Source organism: Hydrogenophaga atypica (assembly GCF_042665215.1).
GTDB lineage: Bacteria > Pseudomonadota > Gammaproteobacteria > Burkholderiales > Burkholderiaceae_C > Hydrogenophaga > Hydrogenophaga defluvii_A.
This window is the reverse complement of the sequence record NZ_JBHTCA010000001.1, coordinates 99,636-123,792: the sequence shown is the minus strand read 5'-3', so window position 1 is coordinate 123,792 and position 24,157 is coordinate 99,636. Positions and strand designations below refer to the sequence as shown.

Sequence of the window (24,157 nt, the reverse complement as noted above, 5' to 3'; positions counted from 1 at the left end):
GCTCCAAAAAATTAAACTGCCGCCGCACCGGCCACGATTTCCGAAAGTTCTTTCGTGATCGCTGCCTGACGGGTTTTGTTGTAAACCAGCTTGAGTTCGCTGATGACGCTGCCTGCGTTGTCGGTGGCGGCCTTCATGGCCACCATGCGTGCCGACTGCTCGGACGCCATGTTCTCGGCAACGGCCTGGTAGACCTGTGCTTCGACATAGCGCAGCAGCAGGTCATCGATCACGGCCGGGGCATCGGGTTCGTAGATGTAGTCCCAGTCGTGGCCCTTGTTGCTGTTGTCCTGCAGGCTCTGGGCACTGAGGGGCAGCAACTGCTCGATCACCGACTCCTGCTTCATCGTGTTGATGAACTTGGTGTAGCACACGTGAACCGCGCTGATGCGGCCCTCGGTGTACGCGTCCAAGAGCACCTTGACGGGGCCGATGAGCTTGTCCAGATGCGGCGTGTCGCCCAGGCCGGTCACGTGCGACACCACCTTGGCGCCCACACGGTTCATGAAGCCCAGGCCCTTGTTGCCGATGGCCACGACCTCGGCGCTCTGGCCCTGCGACTGCAGGTCCTTGAGCTGACCGGTCACGGCGCGCAGGATGTTGGTGTTCAAGCCACCACACAAGCCCTTGTCCGTGGTCACCACGATGTAGCCGACGGTCTTGGCGTCGTTCTTCACCATGAAGGGGTGGACGTACTCCGGGTTCGCACGGCTGAGGTTGCCGGCGATCTGGCGCACTTTTTCCGCGTAGGGCCGGGCCGCACGCATGCGGTCCTGCGCCTTGCGCATTTTGGACGCGGCCACCATTTCCATGGCCTTGGTGATCTTCTTGGTGTTTTCCACCGATTTGATCTTGCCGCGTATTTCCTTGCCTGCTGCCATTGCTGCTCCTTAAAGGGTCAATGGGCCGGTTCAGTACGTGCCGGTTTTCTTGAAGTCGGCGATGGCGGCTGCCAGTTGGGCTTCGGCTTCTTTGTCCTTGTCCAGCGCCTTGCCAGCTTCCATCTTTTGCAGCAGGGCAGCGTGCTTGTCCTTCAGGAAAGCGTGCAGACCGGCTTCGAAAGGCAGCACCTTCTTGACGTCGATGTCATCGAGGTAACCCTTGTTCACGGCGAACAGGGTCGCAGCCATCAGCGGAATGGACAACGGGCTGTACTGGGCCTGCTTGAGCAGTTCGGTCACGCGGGCACCGCGGTCCAGCTGCTTGCGGGTGGCCTCGTCCAGGTCGGAAGCGAACTGCGCAAAAGCGGCCAGTTCACGGTACTGGGCCAAGTCGGTACGGATACCACCGGACTGCTTCTTGATCAGGTCGGTCTGAGCCGCACCACCCACACGCGACACCGAAATACCGGCGTTGATGGCGGGGCGGATACCGGCGTTGAACAGGCTGGTTTCCAAGAAGATCTGGCCGTCGGTGATGGAGATCACGTTGGTCGGCACGAAAGCGGACACGTCGCCAGCTTGCGTTTCGATGATGGGCAGCGCCGTCAGCGAGCCGGTCTTGCCTTTGACGGCGCCTTTGGTGAAGGCTTCGACATAGTCGGCGTTCACGCGGGCGGCACGTTCCAGCAGGCGGCTGTGCAGGTAGAACACGTCGCCAGGGTAGGCTTCGCGGCCTGGCGGACGGCGCAGCAGCAGCGACACTTGGCGGTAAGCCACAGCCTGCTTGGACAGGTCGTCGTACACGATCAGGGCGTCTTCGCCGCGGTCGCGGAAGTACTCGCCCATGGTGCAGCCGGAGTAGGCCGACAGGTACTGCATGGCAGCAGATTCGGAGGCAGACGCGGCCACAACGATGGTGTATTCCATCGCGCCAGCTTGCTCCAGGGCACGCACCACGTTCTTAATCGACGAGGCCTTCTGGCCAATCGCGACGTAAACGCAGGTCATGTTCTGACCCTTCTGGTTGATGATGGCGTCGATGGCCACAGCGGTCTTGCCGGTCTGGCGGTCGCCAATGATCAGTTCGCGCTGGCCACGGCCCACGGGCACCATGGAGTCGATGGACTTCAGGCCGGTCTGCACAGGCTGGTCGACCGATTTGCGAGCGATCACGCCGGGCGCAACCTTCTCGATCACGTCGGTCATCTTGGCGTTGACCGGGCCTTTGCCGTCGATGGGCTGGCCCAAGGCGTTCACCACGCGGCCGACCAGCTCGGGACCCACGGGCACTTCCAGGATGCGGCCCGTGCACTTGACGGTATCGCCTTCAGAGATGTGCTCGTATTCACCCAGAATCACGGCGCCCACGGAGTCACGCTCCAGGTTCAACGCCAGACCAAACGAGGGCACGCCCTCCTTGTTGGCCGGGAATTCAAGCATCTCGCCCTGCATCACGTCCGACAGGCCGTGCACGCGCACGATGCCGTCGGTCACGGACACCACGGTGCCCTGGTTGCGCACGTCGCTCGCAGCGCCCAGACCTTGGATGCGCGACTTGATCAGTTCAGAAATCTCAGCGGGATTGAGTTGCATGGCTCTTTCCTTCTTTCGTAAGGGTTGTGATGCTCAGGCGCGACGCTTCGCGGCGGGAGCCGACATCAGGCCGACAAGGCCACTTTCATTTGTTCAAGACGGGCTTTGACGGAGGTGTCCAGCACCTCGTCACCCACCACCACGCGGATGCCGCCAATCAGATCGGGCTGCAGCTGCACGCTCAGGTTGAGCGGCCGGGCAAAGCGCTTTTCCAGCACCTGGGCCAGATCGGCCAGTGCAGCGCTGTCGATCTCGAAGGCGCTGTAGACGACCGCGTCAGCGGTGCCGGCCTGGGCGTTCTTCAGGGCGTGGAATTGGCTGGCGATTTCGGGCAGCACGGCCACCCGGCCGTTGTCGATGACGGTCTGCAAGAAATTGCGTGCCATGTCGGGCAGCGACTGCTTGGCCACACCCACAAACAGCTCCAGCACCTGTTGGGCCGTCACCTTGGGGTTGTCGGCGTACTGGCGCAGCTGTTCGTTGGCGGCAATGGCGGCCAGCTCGTCGAGCCAGCCCGCAGCGGTGGCGGTGTCTGCCTTGGCGGCTTGAAAAAGCGCTTCGGCGTAAGGGCGAGCAATGGTGGCGAGTTCGGCCATGGTCGTGTTTCCTGGCGTTGCGCGGATCAGAGCTCGGTCTTCAGGCGGCCCAGCAACTCGGCGTGGACGCCGGCGTTGACTTCGCGCTTGAGGATTTGCTCGGCACCCTTGACGGCCAGACCTGCCACCTCTTCGCGCAGCGCTTCACGCGCTTTCACGATTTGCTGGTCGGCTTCCTGGCGGGCAGCGGCCACAATCTTGGCGGCCTCTTCGGTGGCACGGGCCTTGGCTTCTTCAATGACAGCCTGGGCACGGCGCTCGGCATCGGCCAGACGGGTGGCGGATTCGTTGCGCGACTTGCTCAACTCTTCTTCCACACGCTTGTTGGCCACAGCCAGTTCGGACTTGGCCTTCTCGGAAGCGGCCAAGCCTTCGGAAATCTTCTGCGCGCGTTCGTCCAGCGCTTTGGCGATGGGGGGCCACACGAACTTCATCGTGAACCACACCAGGATCGCAAAAACGATGGCTTGCGCAAACAGGGTTGCATTGATATTCATCGCAACGCCTTTCTGTCGATGGACAAGAGTGTTGACGCCATTGCTGCGGCGCGGCGACGTGACCCGCTCAGGCGGGACGACGGTCGGCCACGCAGCGCAGCAAACCCATTAAGCCAGCTGGAAGGGGTTGGCGAAGGCGAACAACAGGGCGATGGCCACACCGATCAGGAAGGCGGCGTCGATCAGACCGGCCAGAATGAACATCTTGGTTTGCAGGTCGTTCATCAGCTCAGGCTGACGGGCCGAGGACTCGAGGAATTTGCCGCCCATCAGCGCGATGCCGATGGAAGCGCCGATGGCGCCCAGACCAACAATCAGACCGCAAGCCAGAGCGACGAGACCCAGAACGTTTTCCATGATGACTCCTTAGGATGGATAAAAGTTAAGAAACAAAAACAAGAACGGAACGAAACACAGTACGCGAGGTTGAAGCGCGTCTTCAGTGCGCATCATGTGCCTGACCCAGATAAATCAGGGCCAACATCATGAAAATGAACGCTTGCAAGGTGATGACCAGGATGTGGAACAAGGTCCACACCGTGCCAGCGATCAGGCGTCCGACGAAGAGGAGCCCACCTGTGAGCGACAGCGTGGCGAAACCGCCCAGCAGCGCAATCAGCATGAACACCAGCTCACCCGCGAACATGTTGCCAAACAACCGCATGCCGTGCGAAACCGTCTTCGCCACGAACTCGATCATTTGCATCAGGAAGTTGGTCACGCCCAGCAGCAGTGCCCAAACAGGATTCTTGGAGGTACCAAACGGAGCGGTCACCAACTCGTGCGTCCAGCCGCCAAAGCCCTTGATCTTGATGTTGTAGAACAGGCAGAGCAGCAACACCGAGATCGACAGACCCAGCGTGGTGGACAGGTCAGCGGTGGGCACGACGCGCAGGTAGTCGGGGTAACCCATGGCAGGGCCGGCCACATGCCACAGCGCAGGCAGCGCATCAACCGGCAGCATGTCCATGAAGTTCATGGCAAAAATCCAGCAGAACACGGTCAGCGCCATGGGAGCCACCAGCTTGCGGCTCTCGGCGTTGTGGATCACACCCTTGGCTTGGGAGTCCACCATCTCGACCAGCATTTCAACGGCCGCCTGAAAACGGCCCGGCACACCAGCCGTGGCAGCGCGCGCAGCACGCCACAGAACAAAACAGACCAGCGCACCCAGCACCGAACTAACGATCACCGAATCCAGGTTGATGACCGAAAAGTCAACGATAAAACCTTGCTTCTGGTTGGTCAGGTGGACCAAGTGGTGGCGGATGTACTCGCCTGGGGTGGGCCCCGTCATTCCTTCAGCTGCCATATCAGTTAACCCAATTCACAGTTTTGTTTGAGGCGTCGCGCCCGGAACCAGAGCTCCAGCCAGTACGCCTTGAGAACCACCACAAGGCCCGCCACCAGGGCAAGCCAGTTCAGGTCGGCCACCAGCCTGGGGGCCAACGCCAGCAAGGCGATGGCCAGCAGCAGCTTGGCACCTTCCCACACAAAAAAACCCGCCAGCGAAGCCTGCGCCCCACCGGCCGCGCGCTTTGACAGCGCACCTTTGGTCAAGCCCCAGGCCATCAGGCCCGTGGGCACCACCACGGCAGCCGCCCCGTACAACAACGAGACCACCACCGGCTGGCTGCGGGTCAGCACTGCCGCGACACACGCCGCCAACACAGCCAACACCACCTGCCACCCCAACACAGCCCACACCGAAGTGTGTGGCTGCCGTTGCCGCCACTGCTGCGCCTCTTCGCGCGTCAGCGGCTTGAAATCGTCTTGCTCGGCCTCATCTGCTTCTTCGAATGCCGTTGAAGGCATGGGCTTTTGCAGCTTGCCAGCACCCCTTGTTGCTGGGTCTTCAATTGTTGCCATCTTGAATTACAGCGAGGTTACGGGCGCGGCCCCGCAGTGAGCCAGGCCAGCAAAGCCGCCGATTATACGTAGAAACCCCATGGATTCGTCAAGCCGCTCGCCACCGCCTCAGCGGCATCGGCCGGCGGCGGGATAATTCGGTTCATGAACAACGCATCCCCCGCCTCCTTGCCCGACAACCTGTGCTACCTCAACGGCGAATTCAGTTCGCTGCAAGACGCCAAGATCAGCGTCCTCGACCGCGGTTTCATTTTTGGCGACGGCGTCTACGAGGTGCTGCCGGCCTATGGCGGTCGCATCTTCCGCCTGGAACAGCACCTGGCCCGCCTGGACCGCTCGCTGGCCGAGTTGCGCATGGGCAACCCACTGTCGCGTGAGCAATGGCTGGCCATCGCCCGCCAACTGCTGACCGACCACGCGGCGCGCACCGGCGCGGTGGACCAGATCATCTACATCCAGATCACACGTGGTGTGGCCGTGCGCGACCACGTGATGGTCGAAGGCGTCGCACCCACCGTTTTTGTGATGTGCAGCACCATGAAGCCACCCACCGAAGCACAACGCACCGAAGGCGTGGCCTGCGTGACGGCCGACGACTTCCGCTGGCAGAAGGCCCACATCAAGAGCACCAGCCTGCTGGGCGCGGTGTTCGCGCGTCAGATCAGCGCCGACGAGGGCGCACTGGAAACCGTGATGTTCCGCGGTGACTTCCTGAGCGAAGCGGCGGCCAGCAACGTCTGGGTGGTCAAGAACGGCGTGCTGATGGGCCCACCCAAGAACCAGCTGGTGCTCGAAGGCATCCGCTTTGGCCTGCTGGAAGAAATCTGCGCCGCGCAGGGCATCCCCTTCGAATTGCGCCCCATCACGCGCGCCGAGGTGCTGGCCGCCGACGAGCTGCTCTTGTCCTCGGCCACCAAAGAGGTGCTGCCCATCACCCGACTGGACGGCCAGCCGGTGGGCAACGGCAAACCCGGCCCGGTGTACGCGCGCCTGCTGGCCGGCTACCAGCAAGCCAAGGCGGAACAATCGGTTTGACCCAGGATATGAGGCCATGAGAGACATTCCGCCCGAGCAGTCGCTGATCGAGTACCCGAGCGATTTCCCCATCAAGGTGATGGGCGCATACGTGGACGGTTTTGCCGAAGCCATCGCCATCGTGGCACAAGGCTTCGACCCCGGCTTCGACCCGGCCACCATGGAAAAGCGCCCCAGCAAAGGCGGCAACTACCTGGGCCTGACCATCACCGTGCGCGTGACCAGCCGCGAGCAGCTCGACGAGCTGTACCGCACCTTGTCCTCACACCCCATGGTCAAAGTGGTCTTGTGACGTGATCACGCGCCAGCTCGGCCAGGTGGACTACCTGCCCACCTTCGATGCCATGCAGGCCTTCACGGCCGAGCGCACCGAGGCGACCGAAGACGAGTTGTGGCTGTGCGAGCACCCGCCGGTCTTCACCCAGGGGCTCGCCGGCAAGGCCGACCACCTGCTCATGCCAGGCAACATCCCCGTGGTGCAAACCAACCGGGGCGGCCAGGTCACTTACCACGGGCCCGGGCAGGTGATGGCATACCCATTGATCGACCTGCAACGCGCGGGCTACTTCGTCAAAGAGTACGTCTACCGGCTCGAAGAAGCGGTGATCCGCACCCTGGCGCACTTTGGCGTGACCGGCCACCGCGTGGCCGGTGCGCCCGGCATTTACGTGCGCCTGGCCGACCCGTTCGACCATTCAGCCTTGCGCGACCCGCAGCCGGCGCATGACCCCTTCCGAGGCCTGGGCAAGATCAGCGCCCTGGGCATCAAAGTCAGCCGCCACAAGACCTACCACGGCCTGGCCCTGAACGTGGCCATGGACCTGGAACCCTTCGGCCGCATCAACCCCTGCGGCTACGCGGGCTTGAAAACGGTGGACCTTTCTACAATCGGGGTCCCAACCGACTGGCAGACGGCTGCCGGCGTGTTGGGCCAGAACCTGCGGGCGCTGCTGGCGCCCTGAACACCCATGAACGCACCCACCACGCCCGCCTACGACCCCACGGCCAAGCAGAAATCGGCCGACAAGGTCTCGCGCATCCCCATCAAGGTCGAGCGCGGCGAGGTGCTGAAAAAGCCCGACTGGATCCGCGTCAAGGCCGGCAGCCCCACCACCCGCTTCTACGAGATCAAGGACATCTTGCGCGCCAACAAGCTGGTGACGGTGTGCGAGGAAGCCAGTTGCCCCAACATCGGCGAGTGTTTTGGCAAGGGCACGGCCACCTTCATGATCATGGGCGACAAGTGCACCCGCCGCTGTCCCTTCTGCGATGTGGGCCACGGCCGACCCGACCCGCTGGACGTGAACGAACCCGCCAACCTGGCCAAAACCATCGCCTCGCTCAAGCTCAAGTACGTGGTCATCACCAGCGTGGACCGCGACGACCTGCGCGATGGCGGCGCTGGCCACTTCGTGGAGTGCATCCGTCAGACGCGCGAGCTGTCTCCGACCACGCAGATCGAGGTGCTGGTGCCCGACTTCCGTGGCCGCGACGACCGAGCGCTGGAGATACTGAAAGCCGCGCCGCCCGACGTCATGAACCACAACCTGGAAACCGTGCCACGCCTGTACAAGGAAGCTCGCCCCGGCTCCGACTACCAGTTCAGCCTCAACCTGCTCAAGAAGTTCAAGGCCCTGTTCCCCCACGTGCCCACCAAAAGTGGCCTGATGGTGGGCCTTGGCGAAACCGACGAGGAAATCCTGGCCGTGATGCGCGACATGCGCGAGCACAACATTGAAATGCTGACCATCGGCCAGTACCTGGCACCCAGTGGCCACCACCTGCCGGTGCGCCGCTACGTGCACCCGGACACCTTCAAGATGTTCGAGGAAAAGGCGTATGAGATGGGCTTCTCGCACGCGGCCGTGGGCGCCATGGTGCGCTCCAGTTACCACGCCGACCAGCAGGCCCACGCGGCCGGCGTCTGAGGCTTTCGAACACCCATGAAAAAACCGCGCCGTGGCGCGGTTTTTTCATGGGCTGACGTGCATCACTTCTTGGCAGGCGCCACCACCACGTCGATTTCGACACGGCGGTTCTTGGCACGGCCTTCGGCAGTGGCGTTGTCGGCCACCGGCTGGCTCTCGCCCTTGCCTTCGGTCTTGATGCGCGCGGCCGGGATGCCCTGGCTGACCAGGTACGCCTTCACCGATTCCGCCCGAGCCAGAGACAAGGCTTGGTTGTAGGCATCAGAGCCCACCGAGTCGGTGTGCCCGACCGCAATGGCCACGTCCAGGTTCACGCCTTTGATCTTGGTGATCAGCGCGTCGAGGCCGGTTTTGCCTTCGGGCTTGAGGTCGGACTTCGCAAAGTCGAACAACGCATCGGCGGCAAAGGTCGTGCGGGCCGCAGGCGCCGCAGCAGCGGCCGGCGCTGCCTTCGCCGGAGCAGGGGCCGGACGCGCGCGCTGGGGCGCATCGGCCACGGCCTTGGTCTTGTCGATCATCAACACGTCAGGCGTGTCGAAGGGGCACAGTTCCGACGGGTCCATGCCATCGCGATCCTGCCCGACGTCCTTGGGTGTCGGCATGTCGGGGCGGGCCACGTTGAGGGCAGGCACCAGTTTGCCCATGCCCGACAGCGTGCGCGCCTGAGCCACGAAGTGGTTGTAGTAGGCGTTGGTGTAGGCACGGCCCGCTTCGAAGTACTCGTTTTGCGTGTCCAGCAAGTCCAGCAGCGTGCGCTGGCCAATGTCGAACTGCTGGCGGTAGGCCTCACGGGCTTTTTCCGTGGAAAGGCGGTGCTGGTCCAGGTAACCCAGTTGTTCGGTCAAACGGACCACGTCGTTGTACGCGATGGCCAGGGTCTGACGGGCGTCGCGGCAGGCCTTTTCCTGCAGGTTGCGCGCTTCGTTCTGGTACTCGGCTGCCTGCACCTCGCGGGCTTTGTCGGCGCCGCCCCGGTACAGGTTGTAGTTCAGCAGCAGTTCCACTGCGGCGTCGCGCGAGCCGCCCTGGACGCCATCGAGGTTGCGGTCCCAGGACTGGCGCACACGGAAGTCCACGCGCGGCATGTAGGCGGCCTTGCGGGTTTCCACGCCCAGCTTGGCGGCCAGCACGTTTTCGTAGGCAGCGTTCAGGGCCGGGTTGCTGGCCAGGCCGTTTTTCATGGCGTCGCTGGCGCTGGCGGGCAGGCCACCGAGTTTGGCGGAGGCGGCAATCGGCGGCAGCGTGGCAGCCGGCTTTTCACCCACGATGCGCAGGTAACGGGCGCTGACATCGTGCAGGTTGGAAATTTCGGTCAGCAGGTTGGATTCGGCCAGGGCCAGACGGCCATTGGCCTGCTCCAGGTCCACACGGCGGGTCACGCCGGCGTCGGTGCGCTCGGTCAACTGCTGCGCGGTGAGCTTGTGCTCGATGTAGTTCTGCTTGGCCTGCTCCACCAGTTCGCTGTAACGCGCCACGTCGGCGTAAGCGCGCAAGGCTTCCAGCGCGGCGGTTTCCGAGGCGTCGATCAGCTCGTAGTAGCGCACCAGCTTGGCATGCCCCAGGCGTGCCACTTCGTTGCGGGCGAAAAAGCCGTCAAACAGGATCTGGTTGAGCTGCACACCCGCACGGGTGTGGGTGAAATCGATCTGCGACGAACCGGGACGCTTCTGCCACTCGCGGCCCACACCCGCATCCAGGTCGATTTGAGGCAGGTAGGCCGACTTGGCCACGTTGCGCTCGGCCTCCGAGCCCAGCAGGGCATGCCAACGTGCCTGGACTTCGGGGTTGCTGACAACGGCCTTGCGCGCCGCTTCCACCAGCGGGGCCGGCAGGGTTTGAGCGTGTGCCACCACGCCAGTGGCGGCCAGCACAGCGGCGCACACGGCGGTCAGTGTTGTTCTGTTCATGAAAATCCTCCAAGGTTGTAAAGGCACGCCAACGTGCCAGCGTTTCCTGCAAAGAAAAACGTTATAAGTGATTTCGGAATCTGTGTAAAAATTTTTTTCAGAGACTTTGCATTTGGGAAATGTAGCTCTTTGTAAGCGGTTGTGGCGGCATTTCGCTTGGCATACAGTCGCAAATGTCAACTTCGGCGCCCGCCCGCTGCCGTTTTGACCCCAGCACGCCACTTGATGCAGCCCACACGCCTTTGGTCAGCCGTTCACCGCCTCCAGCGCCCGCCCAAAGCCGCGCTGGCCGTGGTGTGCGCCATCGGTGCGTTGATCGGCGGCCTGACGCTGGCGCAGCCCCAGCTCGACAAGACGCAGCAGATCGCCATGGAGCGCTACGGTCAGCGAGCGGTGGATCAGGTGGTGGCGTGGCGCAAGATGATGGACGACAGCCGCGCACTGGGTGAGCAAGAAAAGCTCAGCACCGTCAACACGTTTTTCAACCGCCGCGTGTTGTTTGAAAACGACATCGTGGTCTGGCGACAGAACGACTACTGGGCCACGCCACTGGAGTTCTTTGGCCAAGGCGCCGGTGATTGCGAAGACTTCGCCATCGCCAAGTACATGAGCTTGCTCATGGTGGGTGTACCGGCCGAAAAAATCCGCATGATTTATGTGCGTGCCAACATCGGCGGGCGCAGCGAAGCCCACATGGTGTTGGGTTATTTTGAGACGCCCACGGCCGAACCCCTGATTCTGGACAACCTGATCGGCAGCATACGGCCCGCCTCTTCGCGCACCGACCTGTCACCCGTTTTCAGTTTCAACGGGCAGGGCCTGTGGGTGGCCGGTCAAGCCGCCTCATCGGGCGACCCCACGGCACGCCTGTCGCGCTGGCGCGACCTGCTTGAGCGCATGAAACAAGAGGGCCTGTGATGGCCACACCCGCATCCCACCCAGCATCCAACCCGACCCGCACCGAGAGCCCACCATGTCACTGATCAAACAACTCTGGATTGCCATCGCGCTGGTGATGACGGTGGCTTTTGGCGGCAGCCTGGTGGTCAGCGTGCTCTCTGCGCGGCACTACCTGGAACAGCAGCTGCAGGTGAAGAACATCGACAACGCCACCGCGCTGGCGCTGTCACTCACGCAGATGGACAAAGACCCGGTGACGATGGAGTTGCAGGTGGCCGCGCAGTTTGACGCCGGCCACTACCGCTTCATCCGCCTGACCGCGCCCAACGGTGACACCCTGGTGGAGAAGGTGTACGAAGGCAAGCTGGAAGGCGCGCCCAGCTGGTTTGCCCGGCTCATTCCCATCCATGCGGAGCCGGGGCAGGCCATGGTGCAAGACGGCTGGAAGCAGTTCGCCACCATCAGCCTGGCCAGCCACGACCAGTATGTCTACAAAAGCCTGTGGGAAGGCACCCTGGAGCTGCTCGCCTGGTTTGTGTTTGGCAGCGCTGCCACGGGTTTGTTGGGCACCCTGGCCATCCGTTTCATCACCCGCCCGCTGAACGATGTGGTGGGGCAGGCACAGGCGATTGCCGAGCGCCGCTTCACCACGGTGGAGGAGCCTCGCACACCCGAACTGCGTGCGGTGACGCGCGCCATGAACGACATGGTGGGCCGCCTCAAAGCCATGTTCGCCGAAGAGGCCGCGCGCCTGGAAACCCTGCGCAAAAAGGTCAACCGCGACGCGGTGACCGGCCTGTCCAGCCGGGAGTACTTCTTGTCGCACCTGCGCGAGATCATTGCGGGTGAAACCTTTGGCTCGGTCGGCAGCTTGGTGATGGTGCGGCTGGTCTACCTCAACGAACTCAACGCCAAGCTGGGCCACCGCCGAGCCGATGAGCTGCTGAAAGACCTGGGCCAGGTGCTCTACAACGCCGGCAACGGGCGTGGTGGTCAACGCGCGGGCCGCCTCAAGGGTGGCGAGTTTGCGGTGGTCTGCCCCACGTTCGAGTCACCCACCGAAGCGGCCAAAGACATCCACGACCGCCTCATGAAAGAGTGGCTGCCCAAGTGGCAGAACGAATTCACCGACCTGTTCCACCTCGCCGCCGTGCGTTACCACCGCGACCAGAGCTTGGCCGACCTGCTGACGCGGGCCGATGAGGCGCTAGCGCAGGCGCAGGCCAAGGGCTCCAACAGCATGTTTGTGGTGGAAGACGGGAAGTCACGCATGTCGGTGCCAGCCGAACAGTGGCGCACGCTGCTGACCGAAGCGGTGCGTGGTGGCCAACTGAGCCTGGCCTTCTACCCGGTGGTGCGTGGCAGCGAAGGCGCAGCCCTGCACCAGGAAAGCGTGATCCGGCTGCAAACCGATGCCTCGGGCACGTTGCTGTCGGCAGGCGACTTCATGCCCATGGCGGCCAACCTCAACCTCACGGCCCCCATCGACCTCAACGTGGTCAAGCTCGCCATCGAACACCTGAGCACCCGCAGCGGCGACATCGCGGTCAACCTGTCGGCCGAAACCATCGCCGACTTCCAGTTCCGCAACCAACTCACCGAACTGCTGCAAGGCTACCCCGAGATCTGCAAACGCCTGCTGTTCGAGGTGCCTGAGTACGGCGTGTTCCGCCAGTTCGACGCCTTCAAGGAACTGGCCCGCACCCTCAAGGAGCTGGGTTGCCGCGTCGGCATCGAGTACTTTGGCCAGCGCTTTGCCGAGAGCGACAAACTTTCCACCCTGGGCCTGGACTACATCAAGGTGCACCCCAGCTACGTGCGCGGCATCGCGGAGAACACCGGCAACCAGGAGTTCCTGCAAGGCCTGTGCAACATGGCGCACGCGCTGGGCATCGTGGTCATCGCCCTCGGTGTGGAAAACCGCGACGACCTGCCACTGTTGGCCAAGCTGGGCTTTGATGGGGCCACGGGGCCGGGGGTGAAGTGACACACTCCTGCGCGCACCCACCGCTTGAGGCAGTGGGTGCGGCAGCTGGCGTCAACCGTCCGACGGGCCGGCGCTGCCCGGCTTGAGCGGATCTGCCGCCAGCAAGTCCCAATCCAAGCTGAGGTGCAGCACATCGGCACTGTGCGGTGCGACCGGGGCGGCGTCAGCCGTGGGCTCGGTCACTTCCGGTGCGGGGCCCTGGGGCGCCCCAGCATCCAAAGGCAACACGCTTTCTGGCGCCAAAACGTCCAGCGCTGTCAGCGCATTGCCCTCGGGCAACAAGGTGCCCAGCGCGCGGCCTGCGGAGCCACTCAGTTCGATGGTGAGTTTGGCGGTTGAGGTACTGCCATCGGCGTCCTGCAGCAGGTAAGTGAAAACGTCAGTGCCCCCTGACGCGCCGGCCGCAGACACCTCGTAGCTGTAGCTGCCATTGGGCCAGACGGTGAGCTGACCAAAAGCGCCCGCAACGGTGTAACTGCCCGCAGGCGCAACACCGGGCAAGGTATCGCCAGCGGCCAAGCCCGCCACCACGGCACCATCGGCACCGCTCGCGTCTGCACCTGCGCCCCAAAGGCCTTCGTTGGTGCCCTCGCCCGTGATGAGGTTGCCCTGCACCAGCGCACCCTCGATGGCAAGACCACTGTCGGTGTCGTCGCGGGCCACAGGGGCATCGTCCACGATGTCAATCACCAGCGGTTGGACGACCGTGTCGCCCGTGGCGTCGGTCACGCTCAGACTGAAGCTGTCGCCTCCTGTGCCCACGCGGTTGTCCTTGAGTTGGTAGTCGAAGCTGACCACCACTTCGCCTGCGGCGTTGATGGCAATGGCCGTGATGTACAAGACACCGTGGTCGCCGCCATAACTGCTGCCCACGCTGACCGGCGTCAAGGCCACGGGCACGCCATCGATTTTCAAGGTCACCACCTCGCCGTTGCCCTGGATGGCGAAACTGCCGCTGGTGCGTGTGGGCACAGCGAGCTCACCCGCCTGGGAGCCGATGAAGTCGCCGCTGAGCACATCGGCCAGCGTGAGGCCAGCCTCGTACACTGGGCCAAACGAGGCGATGGTGACCACTGGCACCCGCGTGTCTTGCTCGATCTGTATGGTCACAGTGGCGCTGCTGCGCGAGCCGTCGGCGTCGGCAATGGTGTAGTGGAAGGTTTCGGTGGCGCCAACGGGCACCGATTGCGCCACGCCGGTGTACGTGTAGCTGCCATTGGCCGCCACCACCAGGGTGCCGTAGTTGCCGTTGAGCACCAGCCCCACACCGCCCACTGTGGGCGCACCCGTTGCAGGGCCCAAGCCGGCGCCCACCACGGTGATGGCACCGTCCGCGCCTTTGAGGTCGTTGGTGATGAGCGAACCGGTGGCCAACAAACCGGCCCCCTCTACCGCCGAGAAGGTGTCGTCCACGGCGGTGTGGTGGTCGTCGACAAACTGATGCCTCACCTGGGCTGGCGCCGCGTTGTCGGCGCTGACCGCACCAAGGGTGTTGGTGGCACGCCAGGTCAGGACAGAGGTGACGTCTGCGTCATTGACGTTGGCGACACGACTCAAACGCTCCACGTCGTAGGTGAAGGACACCGTGTCGCCACTGACCGTATAACTGGTGTAGGTGATGCGGTAGTTGGCGTTGGCAAAACTGATGGGGTTGCTGCTGCTGGCACCGCTGATGGCACTCAACTGGTGTGTCGCGCTCGTGTAGGGGTTGGTGATGGAGGTCAGTGGCACCCCACCCGTCTGCACCGTGACGGTGAAGCCGGTGAGCTTTTCGCCGGTGCCCCCAGGGTTGGATCCGATGGGCAAATGGCTTTCCTGGAAAACCAAACCATCGGGCCCCGGCGTGACCGTGACCACAGGCACCGTGTTGTTGGGCAACAAATTGAGGGTCAACTTGGCCGTGCTGGTGGAGCCGTCGCCGTCTGCCACGGTATAGCTGAAAACATCCTGTTTGCCCGCGTTGTTGGCTGCCGTGGGCTGGTAGCTGTAACGGCCATCCGCGCCGATGGTCAGCGTGCCGTACAGCCCCACCACCACGGTGTCGCCGCTAGTGGCCACCGCCACGCCGTTGACCTGGGTCACGCGCAGCACGCCATCCGCGCCCGGTGCATCGGCCACGCCATCGGTGGTGTTGCTGTCACCACCTGCTGCATCCACTCCGGTCAGCAGGTTGCCCGTGGCCGGGTTGGCCGCGCCCACCTGCACCGAGTCCACATCGTCTCGGGCCACGGGTGTGTCGTCCAGCACCGTCACCGGCAAACTGGCGTTTTGGCTGACGCTGGGGTCGCTGGCACTGGAGGCGACGATGGACACGTTGTCCACGGAGGCCGCCGTGTGATCCAGTGGCGAGGTGAGCGTGTAGGTGTAACTCACCACCCCGGTTGCCGCATCCCAACCGGTGATCGTCATGAGGCCGTTGGCCGTTGGCACGGCCACGCCACTGCCCAGGTTGGCCAAGTCCACCGGCTGACCCGCGATTTGCAGCGTAGGTGTGCCCACACCAAACCCCAGCAAGATGAAGTTGGAACTGACGGTTTGTGTGCCATTGCCTGCGCTGGACCCGCCGGGGTCGAGGCCTTCTTCGTCCACCTCCACAGGGTTGAACAGAATCACGGGTTCGCTGCCGCCGCTGCCACCGCCCAGCGGGTCGATGGTGATGACCAGTTGCGTAGAACTCTCAGTGCCATCGCGATCACGCACGGTGTAGGTGAAGGTGTCGTTGACAGGGCTGGTGCCGGTGACCATCTGCCGCACCTCATACACGTATTGCCCGTTGGCCAGCAGCGTGAGCATGCCGTATTGCCCTTGCAGGGTGGCCACACCGCCGCTCACGTCCGCGCTGCTGCCAGCGCCAACCGCCGTGGACACACGCACCACGTGCAGGGCGCCATCGGCACCGGCTCGGTCTGGCTCGCCCACCGCGGCTGAGATGACGTTACCAGTGCTGATCAGCTTGGGGTAACCCAAGGTCTGGTTGGCGTCAGGGTGCGTCACCGGCGCGTCGTCGACGATGCGGATCTCAAAGGTCTTCTCGCCGACATCGCCCGAAAAGTCCACCGCGCGCAGCGTGAAGCTGTCGGTCACCTCACCCGCGCTGTGGTCGGCCGGCTTGAGCAACTCGTAGGTGTAGCGGCCGTTGCGAATTTCGCCCGAGGTGGGCCACTGGGTGATGGTCAGCCGCCCGTGGGCGGTTTCGATCACCGCACCCACCGCCACGGCTGTACCGTTGATGGTGACGCTGCGCCAGCCGTTTTCACCCGACATGTCCACCCTGAAGGTGCCTTCTGTGATCTCACGGGTACCCTCCGGCGTGGAACCGGTCACCAAGCCGGCATCGGTGCCGCGTGGGTTGAGGTCGGACTCGTGCACCTCACCACCCGTGGCTTCCACACGGGGCACAAGGACGGAAGGGCCGATTTCGATGGTGAGCGTCGCTTTTCGCGCGGTGCCGTCGCCATCGGTCAAGGTGTATTCGAACACCTCCTTCTTGCCGACCGCGTCACCACCGTGGTTGCTGGTGACGGTGTAGGTGTAGCTGCCGTCTGGCTGCAGCACCAATTGACCGTAGCGGCCACTCAGCGTAGCACCCGGCACGGCGCTCGCACCGTTTTCCACCCGCACCACACCCGAGACACGTGTGCCGTCGGCGCTGATGCTGTCGGCGCCAACACCGCCCAAGCCTTCGCTAGTGCCTTCGCCAGTGATCACGTTGCCACGCGCCACCAAGCCACGGTCGGCCGGCACGGTGTCGGTGTCGTGGCGGGCCACGGGCGCGTCATCCAGCACGTCAATCACAATCTGGCCCACGTTGCTCGGATCGCCCGTGCCGTCAATCACCGAAATGGCAAACACTTCTTGCACTGGGGCGGTGTTGTTAGCGGTGGCTTGCGTGAGGGTGTAGCGGTAGTCAATCAGGTATTCGGTGCCGGCGCCGCTGCCCGTGACCGTGTAGCCGATGATCTCCAGCGTGCCCAGGCCCCCGTTGATGGTTTGCGGCAAACCGCTGCTCAGAACCACCGGCACACCCGCCACGGTGAGAGCAAAACCCTGGCCGTTGTCCTTGACGGTGAACTGCCCCTCCGCCACGTGCACGTTGGAGGTGGGCTGGGAGCCGACTGCCAAACCGGCCTCGCTCACCTGCGCGCTGTCGCCCGTGACCTGGGGCACAAGGGCATCGCGGCCCAGGAACACGGTCAGCGTGGCGGTGGCGGTGCTGCCGTCGGCATCCGACACGGTGTATTCGAACACGTCAGACATGCCATCGACCGCAGCCGGGTTGGTGACGGTGTAGGTGTAGAAGCCGTTGGGCAACAGCGTCAAGGTGCCGTAAACGCCGACAATCTGGGTCGGACCCACCACGTCTTGGCCGTTGCTGGACACCACACGCAGAGCGCCGTCGGCACCCGCCACGTCCACCCCCGTGGAAGCACTGGTGGTGCCCACACCGTCGATGACGTTGCCGTTGGTGCTGCGCGCAAGCAAGCCGGTAGCACCGGCAGTGACCTGATCAGCGTCGTCGCGAGCAAACGGCGCGTCGTCCAAGATCTCCACGGTCAACGTGGTTTGTGCATTGCCCGCCGCGCTTTGGAGGGTCACCTCAAATTCGTCCAACAGAGGCACGCCCGGCGTGTGATTTTGTGCGGTGGCCAGCACGTAGCTGTACTGCAAGCTGCCACCGCCGGTGGCATCGGGCACAAAGCCGGTCAACGTGAGCGTGCCCTTGGCGGTGACCACACTGCGCTCCGCAGGGCTGAGGCTGGCCAGGTCTTGCAACTGCGCCAAGGTGAACACCTTGCCACCAATTGCCACCTTTTGCAGCGGGCTGCTGCTTTCCAAGGTGATGCTGCCTTGGGCCGTTTCGCTGTTGTTGGTGTCGGTGACGCTGCGCAGACCGCTCTCGTGCACCGTCACCCCTGGCGCTTGCAGGCCCATGGTGTCGTCTTGGCCCTGGATGCGAATGGTGACCTGGGCCGTGCTCATGTCCCCGTCTGCATCGCGGATGGTGTAGGTAAGCGTTTGTTCAACGCGGTCGTTCGCTGTGAGCGCCTGCACGGCGGCACTGCCGTTGTTGAGCACAAAAACGTAGCTACCATCCGGCCCCAGCGTGAGGGTGCCGTACTGCGCCAACACCGCTGCGGCGGCGGTGTTGTCGCCCCAGGCGAATGCGGTGGTGGCGTGTTGACCGTCCGCGCCGTACACATCGTTGTCCAGCACATTGCCGCTCACCGACTGCATGTCGCCATCCTCGGTCACCGTCTGCACCCCATCGTCCTTGGCGATGGGCACATCGTCAATGATGGTGATCGTCAGGGTGTTGGTGACGAAATTGCCCTGACCGTCCGTCATCTGGTAACTGATGGGATCGGTTTCCGGCACGCCGCCCACATCGGTGGTGGCTGTGGTGAGTGTGTAGGTGTAGGTGCCGTCCGCGTTGATGCTGTATGTGCCGTAGGGCGTGCTGCCCGTGATGGGCACAGGTGTCCAGCCAGCAGGCATCGCGAGGGTGCCGGTGGCGATCTCATCGTCGGTTTCAGACTTGGTGCCCTGAGGCATGCCCGCCTCGTACACCCGATTCACCGAGTCCACTGCAGGTGGCGGGGCTGGAGTGGGTGCTGGCGGTGCAGGTGGGGGCTCTGGCGCGGGCGTTGGTGCCGGACTGGGTGCCGGGGCAGGTGTAGGAGCGGGTGTAGGAGCGGGGCCCGGCGCAGGGGCGGGTGGCGCCGGTGGCTCGGGCGGATTGACGGGTGGCTCGGTGATCGGCAATTCTTCGATCAGACCGGGCCGCCCCTGATAATCGGGCGGCAAGTCGGAGAGGCTGGTTTCGAAGTCAAACGCGAGCGGGTCCACGGGCTCCACAATGCGCAGCAAGCGCACAAAGCCATTGCCGTCATCGCCAGCGCCGCCGCCGGCACCTGCAGCAGGAGCTTCCAGATCTTCCGTGAGGTCCCCACCGCCCGCCAGGGTGTCGATGACCCGGTCGATGGTGCCGCTGGCCAGCGCGGCCTGCTGCGACGCGGGTGCGGCGGTGACAAACAACTGCTCGTCCACCTTCAACTGCGCTTGTGGGCCAACGGGCAGCGTGGCGCCGTCTTCGGCGGTCAGTTCCACCCGCGCATTGGCCGAGGTGACCAACGTCTCGCCCAAAGCCAGTTTGGCGCCCGGCTTGGCAGCGCGCATGGCGCCGTCGGCGCCCACAATAAAAGCCGTGCCCGTCACGGACACAACCGTCATGACTTGAGCCATGGTTTCTCCCTGATGTTTTGGATGACAGGGAGAGAGCATGGCCGGAGCCAGCCTCAGCGACTATTGGCCGGCGGTGCAGTCAATTGAAAACGATTGCAAGCCCATTTCGAAGCTCCATGGCTCGACCTTTCTGCACGCCGCCTTCGGTCGACTGGTCAACAAAAAAGCCAGTGCGCAAGCACTGGCTTCTGGATGGTCAACAACTTGTCGACCACTCACTCGGAGTCCGAATCAATCCGTCGAATCGATTCGGGGAGTCACGTTGGCTATCGTGGCATTCAAGACAAAAATGTCTTGCTCCGAGGCAACCGTATTCCCCGGTCCGGCGCTGGTCGGGTCCAGTTGAATCCGCACATCGTCTGTTTCAGTGTCGGTATCGGGCGGGTTCGGCGCATCCACGGCTGTCGACGTCAAGTAGCCGGCCAAACTGGCTGATGGGTTTTCCAGCAGATCGGCCACATCCAAGGTGTCCGCATCGCCACCGGTGGTGTCCATGTCCATCACATAGTCCACCGCCGGCACAGCAACTGTTCCTTCATCATCACCCAACCACACAAAGCGGTCAGCATCATCCCCTCCAGTCAGGGTGTCGTTACCGGCGCCACCGTTCAGGGTGTCGTTACCAGCACCACCGTTCAGGGTGTCGTTACCAGCACCACCGTTCAGGGTGTCGTTACCAGCACCACCGTTCAGGGTGTCGTTACCAGCACCACCGTTCAAGATGTCGTTACCAGCACCACCGTCCAGGGTGTCGTTTCCAGCACCACCGTTCAGGGTGTCATTGCCACCTCCGCCCAACAGCACATCGTTCCCGCCCAAACCATTCAGGGTTTCATTGGCGTTGCTGCCGATGATGATGTCGTTGCCCTCGGTGCCTGTCAGCACGCCGTTGCTGCTCAAAACCACCTTGAAGGTGGCGGCGGCTGTGTCGCCGTCGTTGTCTGCCAAGACAAAGTCCACCGTCTTGGAGGCGCTCGGCGCCGACGCCACAGGTATGAAGCTGTAGTCGCCAGTCTTCATGTCGAACTGGAAAACACCATCGGTGGTTTGGACGCTCAACTTCGTTCCGTCAACGCTGCCCGGCTGGCCAGTACCCAAGGCGCCAGCAACCGTGGTGCCATTGAAGGTGTACTCCCTGCCATCGATCGTGACCGATTTGACATAGCCACCGTCCGCTCCAAAGCTGTTGCCGTTGCTGACAAGCGACCCGTTCACGGCGAGCGGCAAATTTGTCGTGCCCACCAAGGTGGACGCAAGATCGTCGATGTCGCTTATGACCTTGACGAGGCCTGCATCGTCGTTCACCTTCGTTTCACCGTTGTAGGCAATGGGCTTCAGATACGTTTCACTTACGCCCGTGCCGATGCCAACTGCATACGAAATCACCTTGTTATCTCCGAGGAATTTGGTCCAGTCGGCTTCACCGACTTCAGATGTGCCATTGACGGCAAATCCCGGGGCGTTGCCAGCCGCAATGCCATCGCCTCGCGAGGTATTCGTTTCATCTCCAGGGTTACTGTTCGATCCATCTGCGTTAGAGATGGTTGGCTCACCATCGCTGAGGAAGTACGACACATTGCGCACACCCACCGTGTTCAACGGTTGGCCATAAGTGGCACCGGGTGTGGCGGTGGTGTCATTGTTGTTGAACGAATCCAGCAGTTCCTGCAAGGCGTCGTCGTAGTTGGTGGCGCCGTTGGCGGTGAGGTTGGCCAACGCGGCCTTGGCTTGGTCGACAGTCACCCAGCCGTCGGTCTTTTGCACGCTGTCGGTGGCAAACGTTGAGAGGCTGACACGGACCTCGCCGTTGCCTGCACCCACGCCGCCGGGGCCGGTCACTTTGGCCTGGTACGCATCCAGCATCTGCTCAATCGCCTTAACGGCGGCTTCAAGACGCGTGTAGTTTCCGGTTCCCCTCCCAGGTTTATCAACACCTGAGTCCCAAGCCATGCTGCCCGACACGTCCAGGCTGATCATGACGTTGGCGTAGAACGTGTTGGCCACACCCACGGCCGTGATGATGTTGCTGGCGGTGGGGCCATCGTCGCCAAACTGCAGCTTGCCGCCCAGGTCAGACTCATTCGACACAATGTCGCCGTCACCGTCGGTGGCGGTGGCCACCACGCTGAGCTGGTTCGCAGCCAGTGCCTTGATTTCGTCTCCAGCACCAGACTCATCGTGCTTGATGGCACGCTGCTGATCCAGAGACACTTCGCCGGTGGCCTTGTTGACGGTGAGCGCAAACACCACCGCACCAGTTTCGCTGCCCGCACGGCCTTCCACCACACCGTCTGGCCTGGTGTACAACTTGACCGCTTGGCGCGTGCCCATGTCCACCAAACCGCTGTCGGCGCCATTGCTGGCGAGCTTGAAGCTGTAAACCGTGCCGTCAACGGCCTTGGCCCCATCGGCACCGTACTGGACGGTGAATTTCGCGCTCGCAGACTCGGTGTCCGCTGGGCCGCTCAAGGTCTTGTCCGACTGAACCAGCGGTGCAAAGTCGTTTTGGGTGATCGTGACCTTCGGTGCGTCGTCCTCCACCCGCACCGACAAACTCAGCGCATCGGTCAACGCACCCACGCCACCGTCGCTCGCCGTCAGCTGGAAGCCTAGATCTTTGAAATCCGCGTCGCCCTGCACGTTGTGGTCAAGCACGCCTTTGAGTTCGACTTCGGCAGTGAAGCTGCGTTCACCATTGACGTAGCTGCCACTGACGGTGACCACCACAACCGGCTTGTTGGTATCAGCCACACCCGGGCTGCTGGCTTGGTAGCCGGTGGCCTTGTTGCCATCAAACACCCACACCACCTCTTTGCCGCCAGACGTGATGCCCAATGGCTTGACCGCTGTGTTGAAGGCAACGGTCACCGCATCGGTGGCGTCAGGGTCGGCCACGCCGAATGTGCCGATGTCTTTGATCTTTTGTGCATCAGACTCGGCATTGCCTTTGGGCTGCTGCAACTTGTCCTCATGCACGAGGAAGCTCAAACCGTCCGCATTTGCGGGGGCCTCGTGGGACTTTTCGCCCGCGTCGTTGGTGTCACCGTCACCGTTGCGATCAAAGCTCAATGTCGTGGTTTGGTCGTTGCCCGTCAAGAATTCAGGACGATCGTTCACACCTTGGACGGTGACCTGGATGTTGGCCACGTCGGTGTCACCGTCGGCGTCCTTCATCTGGTAGTTGAACTGGTCGTTGAACGACTCGTTGCGACCCAGCACCTTGGCCTTGTTGGTGTCCACGGTGTAGGTGGCGTCGCCGTCGCGCTCCAGCGTCAGCGAGCCCAAGCTGCCGGCGGCACCCACGCTGGAATCGGCAGCGCTGGCAAAGAAATCGGTGACTGCGCCACTGCGGTCGTCGCCCTGGCGCACCCACACCACTTGGGCTTGCGCACCGTCTTCCATGCCTTCGTGTGTGTCTTTGCCAGCCCCGCCGGTGGTGCCCACACCCGTCAACACGTTAAAGGTCGGCGCCGCGGCGGTGGCCACCACAGTGACAAAGTCGTTTGCAGCCACCGGGCCACTGTCCTGGAAGTTCAGCTGGCGGCCGATGTCGAAGCTGTTGCTGGTCTTGTCGGCATCACCATCGGTGGCGGTGGCCACCAAGCTGAGCACGCCCGCGCCCAGGTTGATGATTTCGTGCGGGTTGTTGCTGCCGTGCAGCACGGCACGCTCTTGCGTGAGCGTGAGAACGCCACTGCCGTCAACCGACAACGAGAACACCGGCGTCGGGGCGTTAACCGAGCCAATCACACCGAGCACGGAACCATCTGGCCCGGCGATCAGGCGAACGTTTTCTTGGGTGACCGTGTCCTTCAAGATGGTTACAGCACCCGAGGTGAACTTGAAGCCGTAGGTCAGCGGGTTCGTGGTGGCAGCGCCGTCGGCGCCGTAACTCACTTTAAAACGGCTGCTGAGCTTGGTTTCATCATCATCGTTGTCTTTGTCGATGCTCTTGGCATTACCGGCCGTGCCAGCGTCAGATACCAGCAAGGGCACGCCAGACCAGTTCAGCGTCAGGTTGACGTCCTCGTAGTCCTTGTCGGACGAGCCGGACGTGATCTTCAGGTCTTCCCAGTTGAAGTTGCCCACACCACTCCACACACCAGAAGGCGTGTTTTGAACGTGCGACTGGCCGTCGTTGTTGAGCGCGTTGTCAGAGAAGTAGATGCGGCTGCCGCCGGCGCCATCGAGATCGCCATTGAGAACCGTGTTGCCCACCTTTGCCGCCCAGGCCCCTTCCACCTTATCGAAGGACACAGGCGTCAGATCAAACCGTGCGTCGGCAGCCCCGCCGTTGGGCACCAAGAAGAAGCCAATGTCATCAGGCGCAACACCCTCCGGCAACCGAACGGTGTAACCCTTGCCGCCAGGGATCAAAGCCACTGTGTATGCCATGCCCCCTACCGTCAAGGTGCCTGCCGCGCCATCGGCGGAGGTGGCGTCACGCACGCCATCAAACAGCACGGCGCCTGCCTTCGGCGTACCGTCGGCATTCTTCACATAGAAGCCAATGCTGTTGTTGTGGCCCGCCTCGCCACCGTGGTAGGTCAGCGAGAAGGCCGGAATGATGGGTGCCGTGGGCGCATTGACGACCACTTCGGGCACGTCGTCCTGGATGCGCGCAGCCAAGCCCACGCTCACTTCGTCACCATCACCATCCACGCCCGTAAACGTGATGGTCGGCAGGTTCAGCCAGTTTTCCTGAGAGGCCACGCCACCAT

Annotated in this window: 15 protein-coding genes and 2 pseudogenes; 6 read left to right on the top strand and 11 right to left on the bottom strand. The window is 63.0% G+C overall.

Translation table 11 applies throughout. The features are described from left to right. Positions 1-11 precede the first annotated feature (11 nt). The 7 genes from atpG to ACFQPB_RS00610 form a co-directional block, all read right to left on the bottom strand. On the bottom strand, positions 12-881 hold the full coding sequence (gene atpG, locus ACFQPB_RS00640) for a F0F1 ATP synthase subunit gamma (RefSeq protein ID WP_382200714.1): 870 nt from the start codon (positions 879-881) through the stop codon (positions 12-14). A gap of 30 nt (positions 882-911) precedes the next feature. Next, complete coding sequence (atpA, locus tag ACFQPB_RS00635; protein WP_382200716.1) at positions 912-2,474, bottom strand: F0F1 ATP synthase subunit alpha; 1,563 nt, start codon at positions 2,472-2,474, stop codon at positions 912-914. Positions 2,475-2,539: 65 nt separating this feature from the next. Next, positions 2,540-3,070 carry a F0F1 ATP synthase subunit delta gene (locus tag ACFQPB_RS00630; RefSeq protein ID WP_382218937.1) on the bottom strand — a complete coding sequence of 177 codons (531 nt, stop codon included), beginning with the start codon at positions 3,068-3,070 and terminating at the stop codon, positions 2,540-2,542. A gap of 26 nt (positions 3,071-3,096) precedes the next feature. After that, a complete protein-coding gene (locus ACFQPB_RS00625; RefSeq protein WP_382200719.1) occupies positions 3,097-3,567 on the bottom strand; it encodes a F0F1 ATP synthase subunit B in 471 nt (156 codons plus the stop codon). A 108-nt stretch (positions 3,568-3,675) separates the two neighbouring features. Next, on the bottom strand, positions 3,676-3,924 hold the full coding sequence (atpE, locus tag ACFQPB_RS00620; protein ID WP_066261906.1) for a F0F1 ATP synthase subunit C: 249 nt from the start codon (positions 3,922-3,924) through the stop codon (positions 3,676-3,678). An 82-nt stretch (positions 3,925-4,006) separates the two neighbouring features. Further along, the gene (atpB, locus tag ACFQPB_RS00615; protein WP_382218935.1) at positions 4,007-4,879 is read right to left on the bottom strand and encodes a F0F1 ATP synthase subunit A; all 873 of its coding nucleotides are present in this window, start codon (positions 4,877-4,879) and stop codon (positions 4,007-4,009) included. A gap of 5 nt (positions 4,880-4,884) precedes the next feature. Next, on the bottom strand, positions 4,885-5,382 hold the full coding sequence (locus tag ACFQPB_RS00610; RefSeq protein WP_382218933.1) for an ATP synthase subunit I: 498 nt from the start codon (positions 5,380-5,382) through the stop codon (positions 4,885-4,887). 198 nt (positions 5,383-5,580) lie between these two features. On the opposite strand from ACFQPB_RS00610, the gene ACFQPB_RS00605 reads away from it, so the two are divergent. Genes ACFQPB_RS00605 through lipA form a run of 4 tightly spaced genes read left to right on the top strand, consistent with a single transcriptional unit; the run spans position 5,581 to position 8,399 of the window. Further along, on the top strand, positions 5,581-6,471 hold the full coding sequence (locus tag ACFQPB_RS00605) for a D-amino acid aminotransferase (RefSeq protein WP_382218931.1): 891 nt from the start codon (positions 5,581-5,583) through the stop codon (positions 6,469-6,471). A gap of 16 nt (positions 6,472-6,487) precedes the next feature. After that, complete coding sequence (locus ACFQPB_RS00600) at positions 6,488-6,763, top strand: DUF493 family protein (protein ID WP_382200728.1); 276 nt, start codon at positions 6,488-6,490, stop codon at positions 6,761-6,763. Position 6,764: 1 nt separating this feature from the next. Beyond that, positions 6,765-7,433, top strand: a complete 669-nt coding sequence (lipB, locus tag ACFQPB_RS00595; RefSeq protein ID WP_382218929.1) for a lipoyl(octanoyl) transferase LipB — start codon at positions 6,765-6,767, stop codon at positions 7,431-7,433. Positions 7,434-7,439: 6 nt separating this feature from the next. Continuing rightward, a complete protein-coding gene (gene lipA, locus ACFQPB_RS00590; RefSeq protein ID WP_382200732.1) occupies positions 7,440-8,399 on the top strand; it encodes a lipoyl synthase in 960 nt (319 codons plus the stop codon). A 62-nt stretch (positions 8,400-8,461) separates the two neighbouring features. Here lipA and ACFQPB_RS00585 read toward each other — a convergent pair. Together ACFQPB_RS00585 and ACFQPB_RS00580 are read right to left on the bottom strand one after the other, a co-directional pair. Beyond that, positions 8,462-8,953: pseudogene (locus tag ACFQPB_RS00585) on the bottom strand (OmpA family protein); the annotation flags it as partial. A 78-nt stretch (positions 8,954-9,031) separates the two neighbouring features. Then, positions 9,032-10,306: pseudogene (locus ACFQPB_RS00580) on the bottom strand (TolC family outer membrane protein); the annotation flags it as partial. Between the two features lie 225 nt (positions 10,307-10,531). On the opposite strand from ACFQPB_RS00580, the gene ACFQPB_RS00575 reads away from it, so the two are divergent. Both ACFQPB_RS00575 and ACFQPB_RS00570 read left to right on the top strand, forming a co-directional pair. Continuing rightward, positions 10,532-11,224, top strand: coding sequence for a transglutaminase-like cysteine peptidase (locus tag ACFQPB_RS00575; RefSeq protein WP_382218927.1), 693 nt, complete (start codon positions 10,532-10,534; stop codon positions 11,222-11,224). A gap of 55 nt (positions 11,225-11,279) precedes the next feature. Then, positions 11,280-13,193 (top strand): bifunctional diguanylate cyclase/phosphodiesterase, encoded by a 1,914-nt coding sequence (locus ACFQPB_RS00570; RefSeq protein ID WP_382218925.1) that lies wholly within the window; start codon positions 11,280-11,282, stop codon positions 13,191-13,193. Between the two features lie 51 nt (positions 13,194-13,244). Here the strand turns inward: ACFQPB_RS00570 and ACFQPB_RS00565 are convergent, their stop codons facing one another. Then, positions 13,245-19,436: a retention module-containing protein gene (locus tag ACFQPB_RS00565; protein WP_382218923.1), complete on the bottom strand. Its 6,192-nt coding sequence runs from the start codon at positions 19,434-19,436 to the stop codon at positions 13,245-13,247. Between the two features lie 231 nt (positions 19,437-19,667). After that, entirely contained in the window at positions 19,668-24,149 is a 4,482-nt protein-coding gene (locus ACFQPB_RS00560) for a DUF5801 repeats-in-toxin domain-containing protein (protein ID WP_382218921.1), read from the bottom strand. Between the last annotated feature and the right edge of the window lie 8 nt (positions 24,150-24,157).

Excerpts from the sequence above, each read along its gene's own strand:
- ACFQPB_RS00600 (WP_382200728.1), top strand. The coding sequence starts at position 6,488 with ATGAGAGACATTCCGCCCGAGCAGTCGCTGATCGAGTACCCGAGCGAT.
- ACFQPB_RS00570 (WP_382218925.1), top strand. The coding sequence starts at position 11,280 with ATGTCACTGATCAAACAACTCTGGATTGCCATCGCGCTGGTGATGACG.
- ACFQPB_RS00610 (WP_382218933.1), bottom strand. The coding sequence starts at position 5,382 with ATGCCTTCAACGGCATTCGAAGAAGCAGATGAGGCCGAGCAAGACGAT.
- ACFQPB_RS00605 (WP_382218931.1), top strand. The coding sequence starts at position 5,581 with ATGAACAACGCATCCCCCGCCTCCTTGCCCGACAACCTGTGCTACCTC.
- atpG (WP_382200714.1), bottom strand. The coding sequence starts at position 881 with ATGGCAGCAGGCAAGGAAATACGCGGCAAGATCAAATCGGTGGAAAAC.
- atpA (WP_382200716.1), bottom strand. The coding sequence starts at position 2,474 with ATGCAACTCAATCCCGCTGAGATTTCTGAACTGATCAAGTCGCGCATC.
- ACFQPB_RS00565 (WP_382218923.1), bottom strand. The coding sequence starts at position 19,436 with ATGGCTCAAGTCATGACGGTTGTGTCCGTGACGGGCACGGCTTTTATT.
- atpE (WP_066261906.1), bottom strand. The coding sequence starts at position 3,924 with ATGGAAAACGTTCTGGGTCTCGTCGCTCTGGCTTGCGGTCTGATTGTT.
- ACFQPB_RS00625 (WP_382200719.1), bottom strand. The coding sequence starts at position 3,567 with ATGAATATCAATGCAACCCTGTTTGCGCAAGCCATCGTTTTTGCGATC.
- lipA (WP_382200732.1), top strand. The coding sequence starts at position 7,440 with ATGAACGCACCCACCACGCCCGCCTACGACCCCACGGCCAAGCAGAAA.
- ACFQPB_RS00575 (WP_382218927.1), top strand. The coding sequence starts at position 10,532 with ATGCAGCCCACACGCCTTTGGTCAGCCGTTCACCGCCTCCAGCGCCCG.
- atpB (WP_382218935.1), bottom strand. The coding sequence starts at position 4,879 with ATGGCAGCTGAAGGAATGACGGGGCCCACCCCAGGCGAGTACATCCGC.
- ACFQPB_RS00630 (WP_382218937.1), bottom strand. The coding sequence starts at position 3,070 with ATGGCCGAACTCGCCACCATTGCTCGCCCTTACGCCGAAGCGCTTTTT.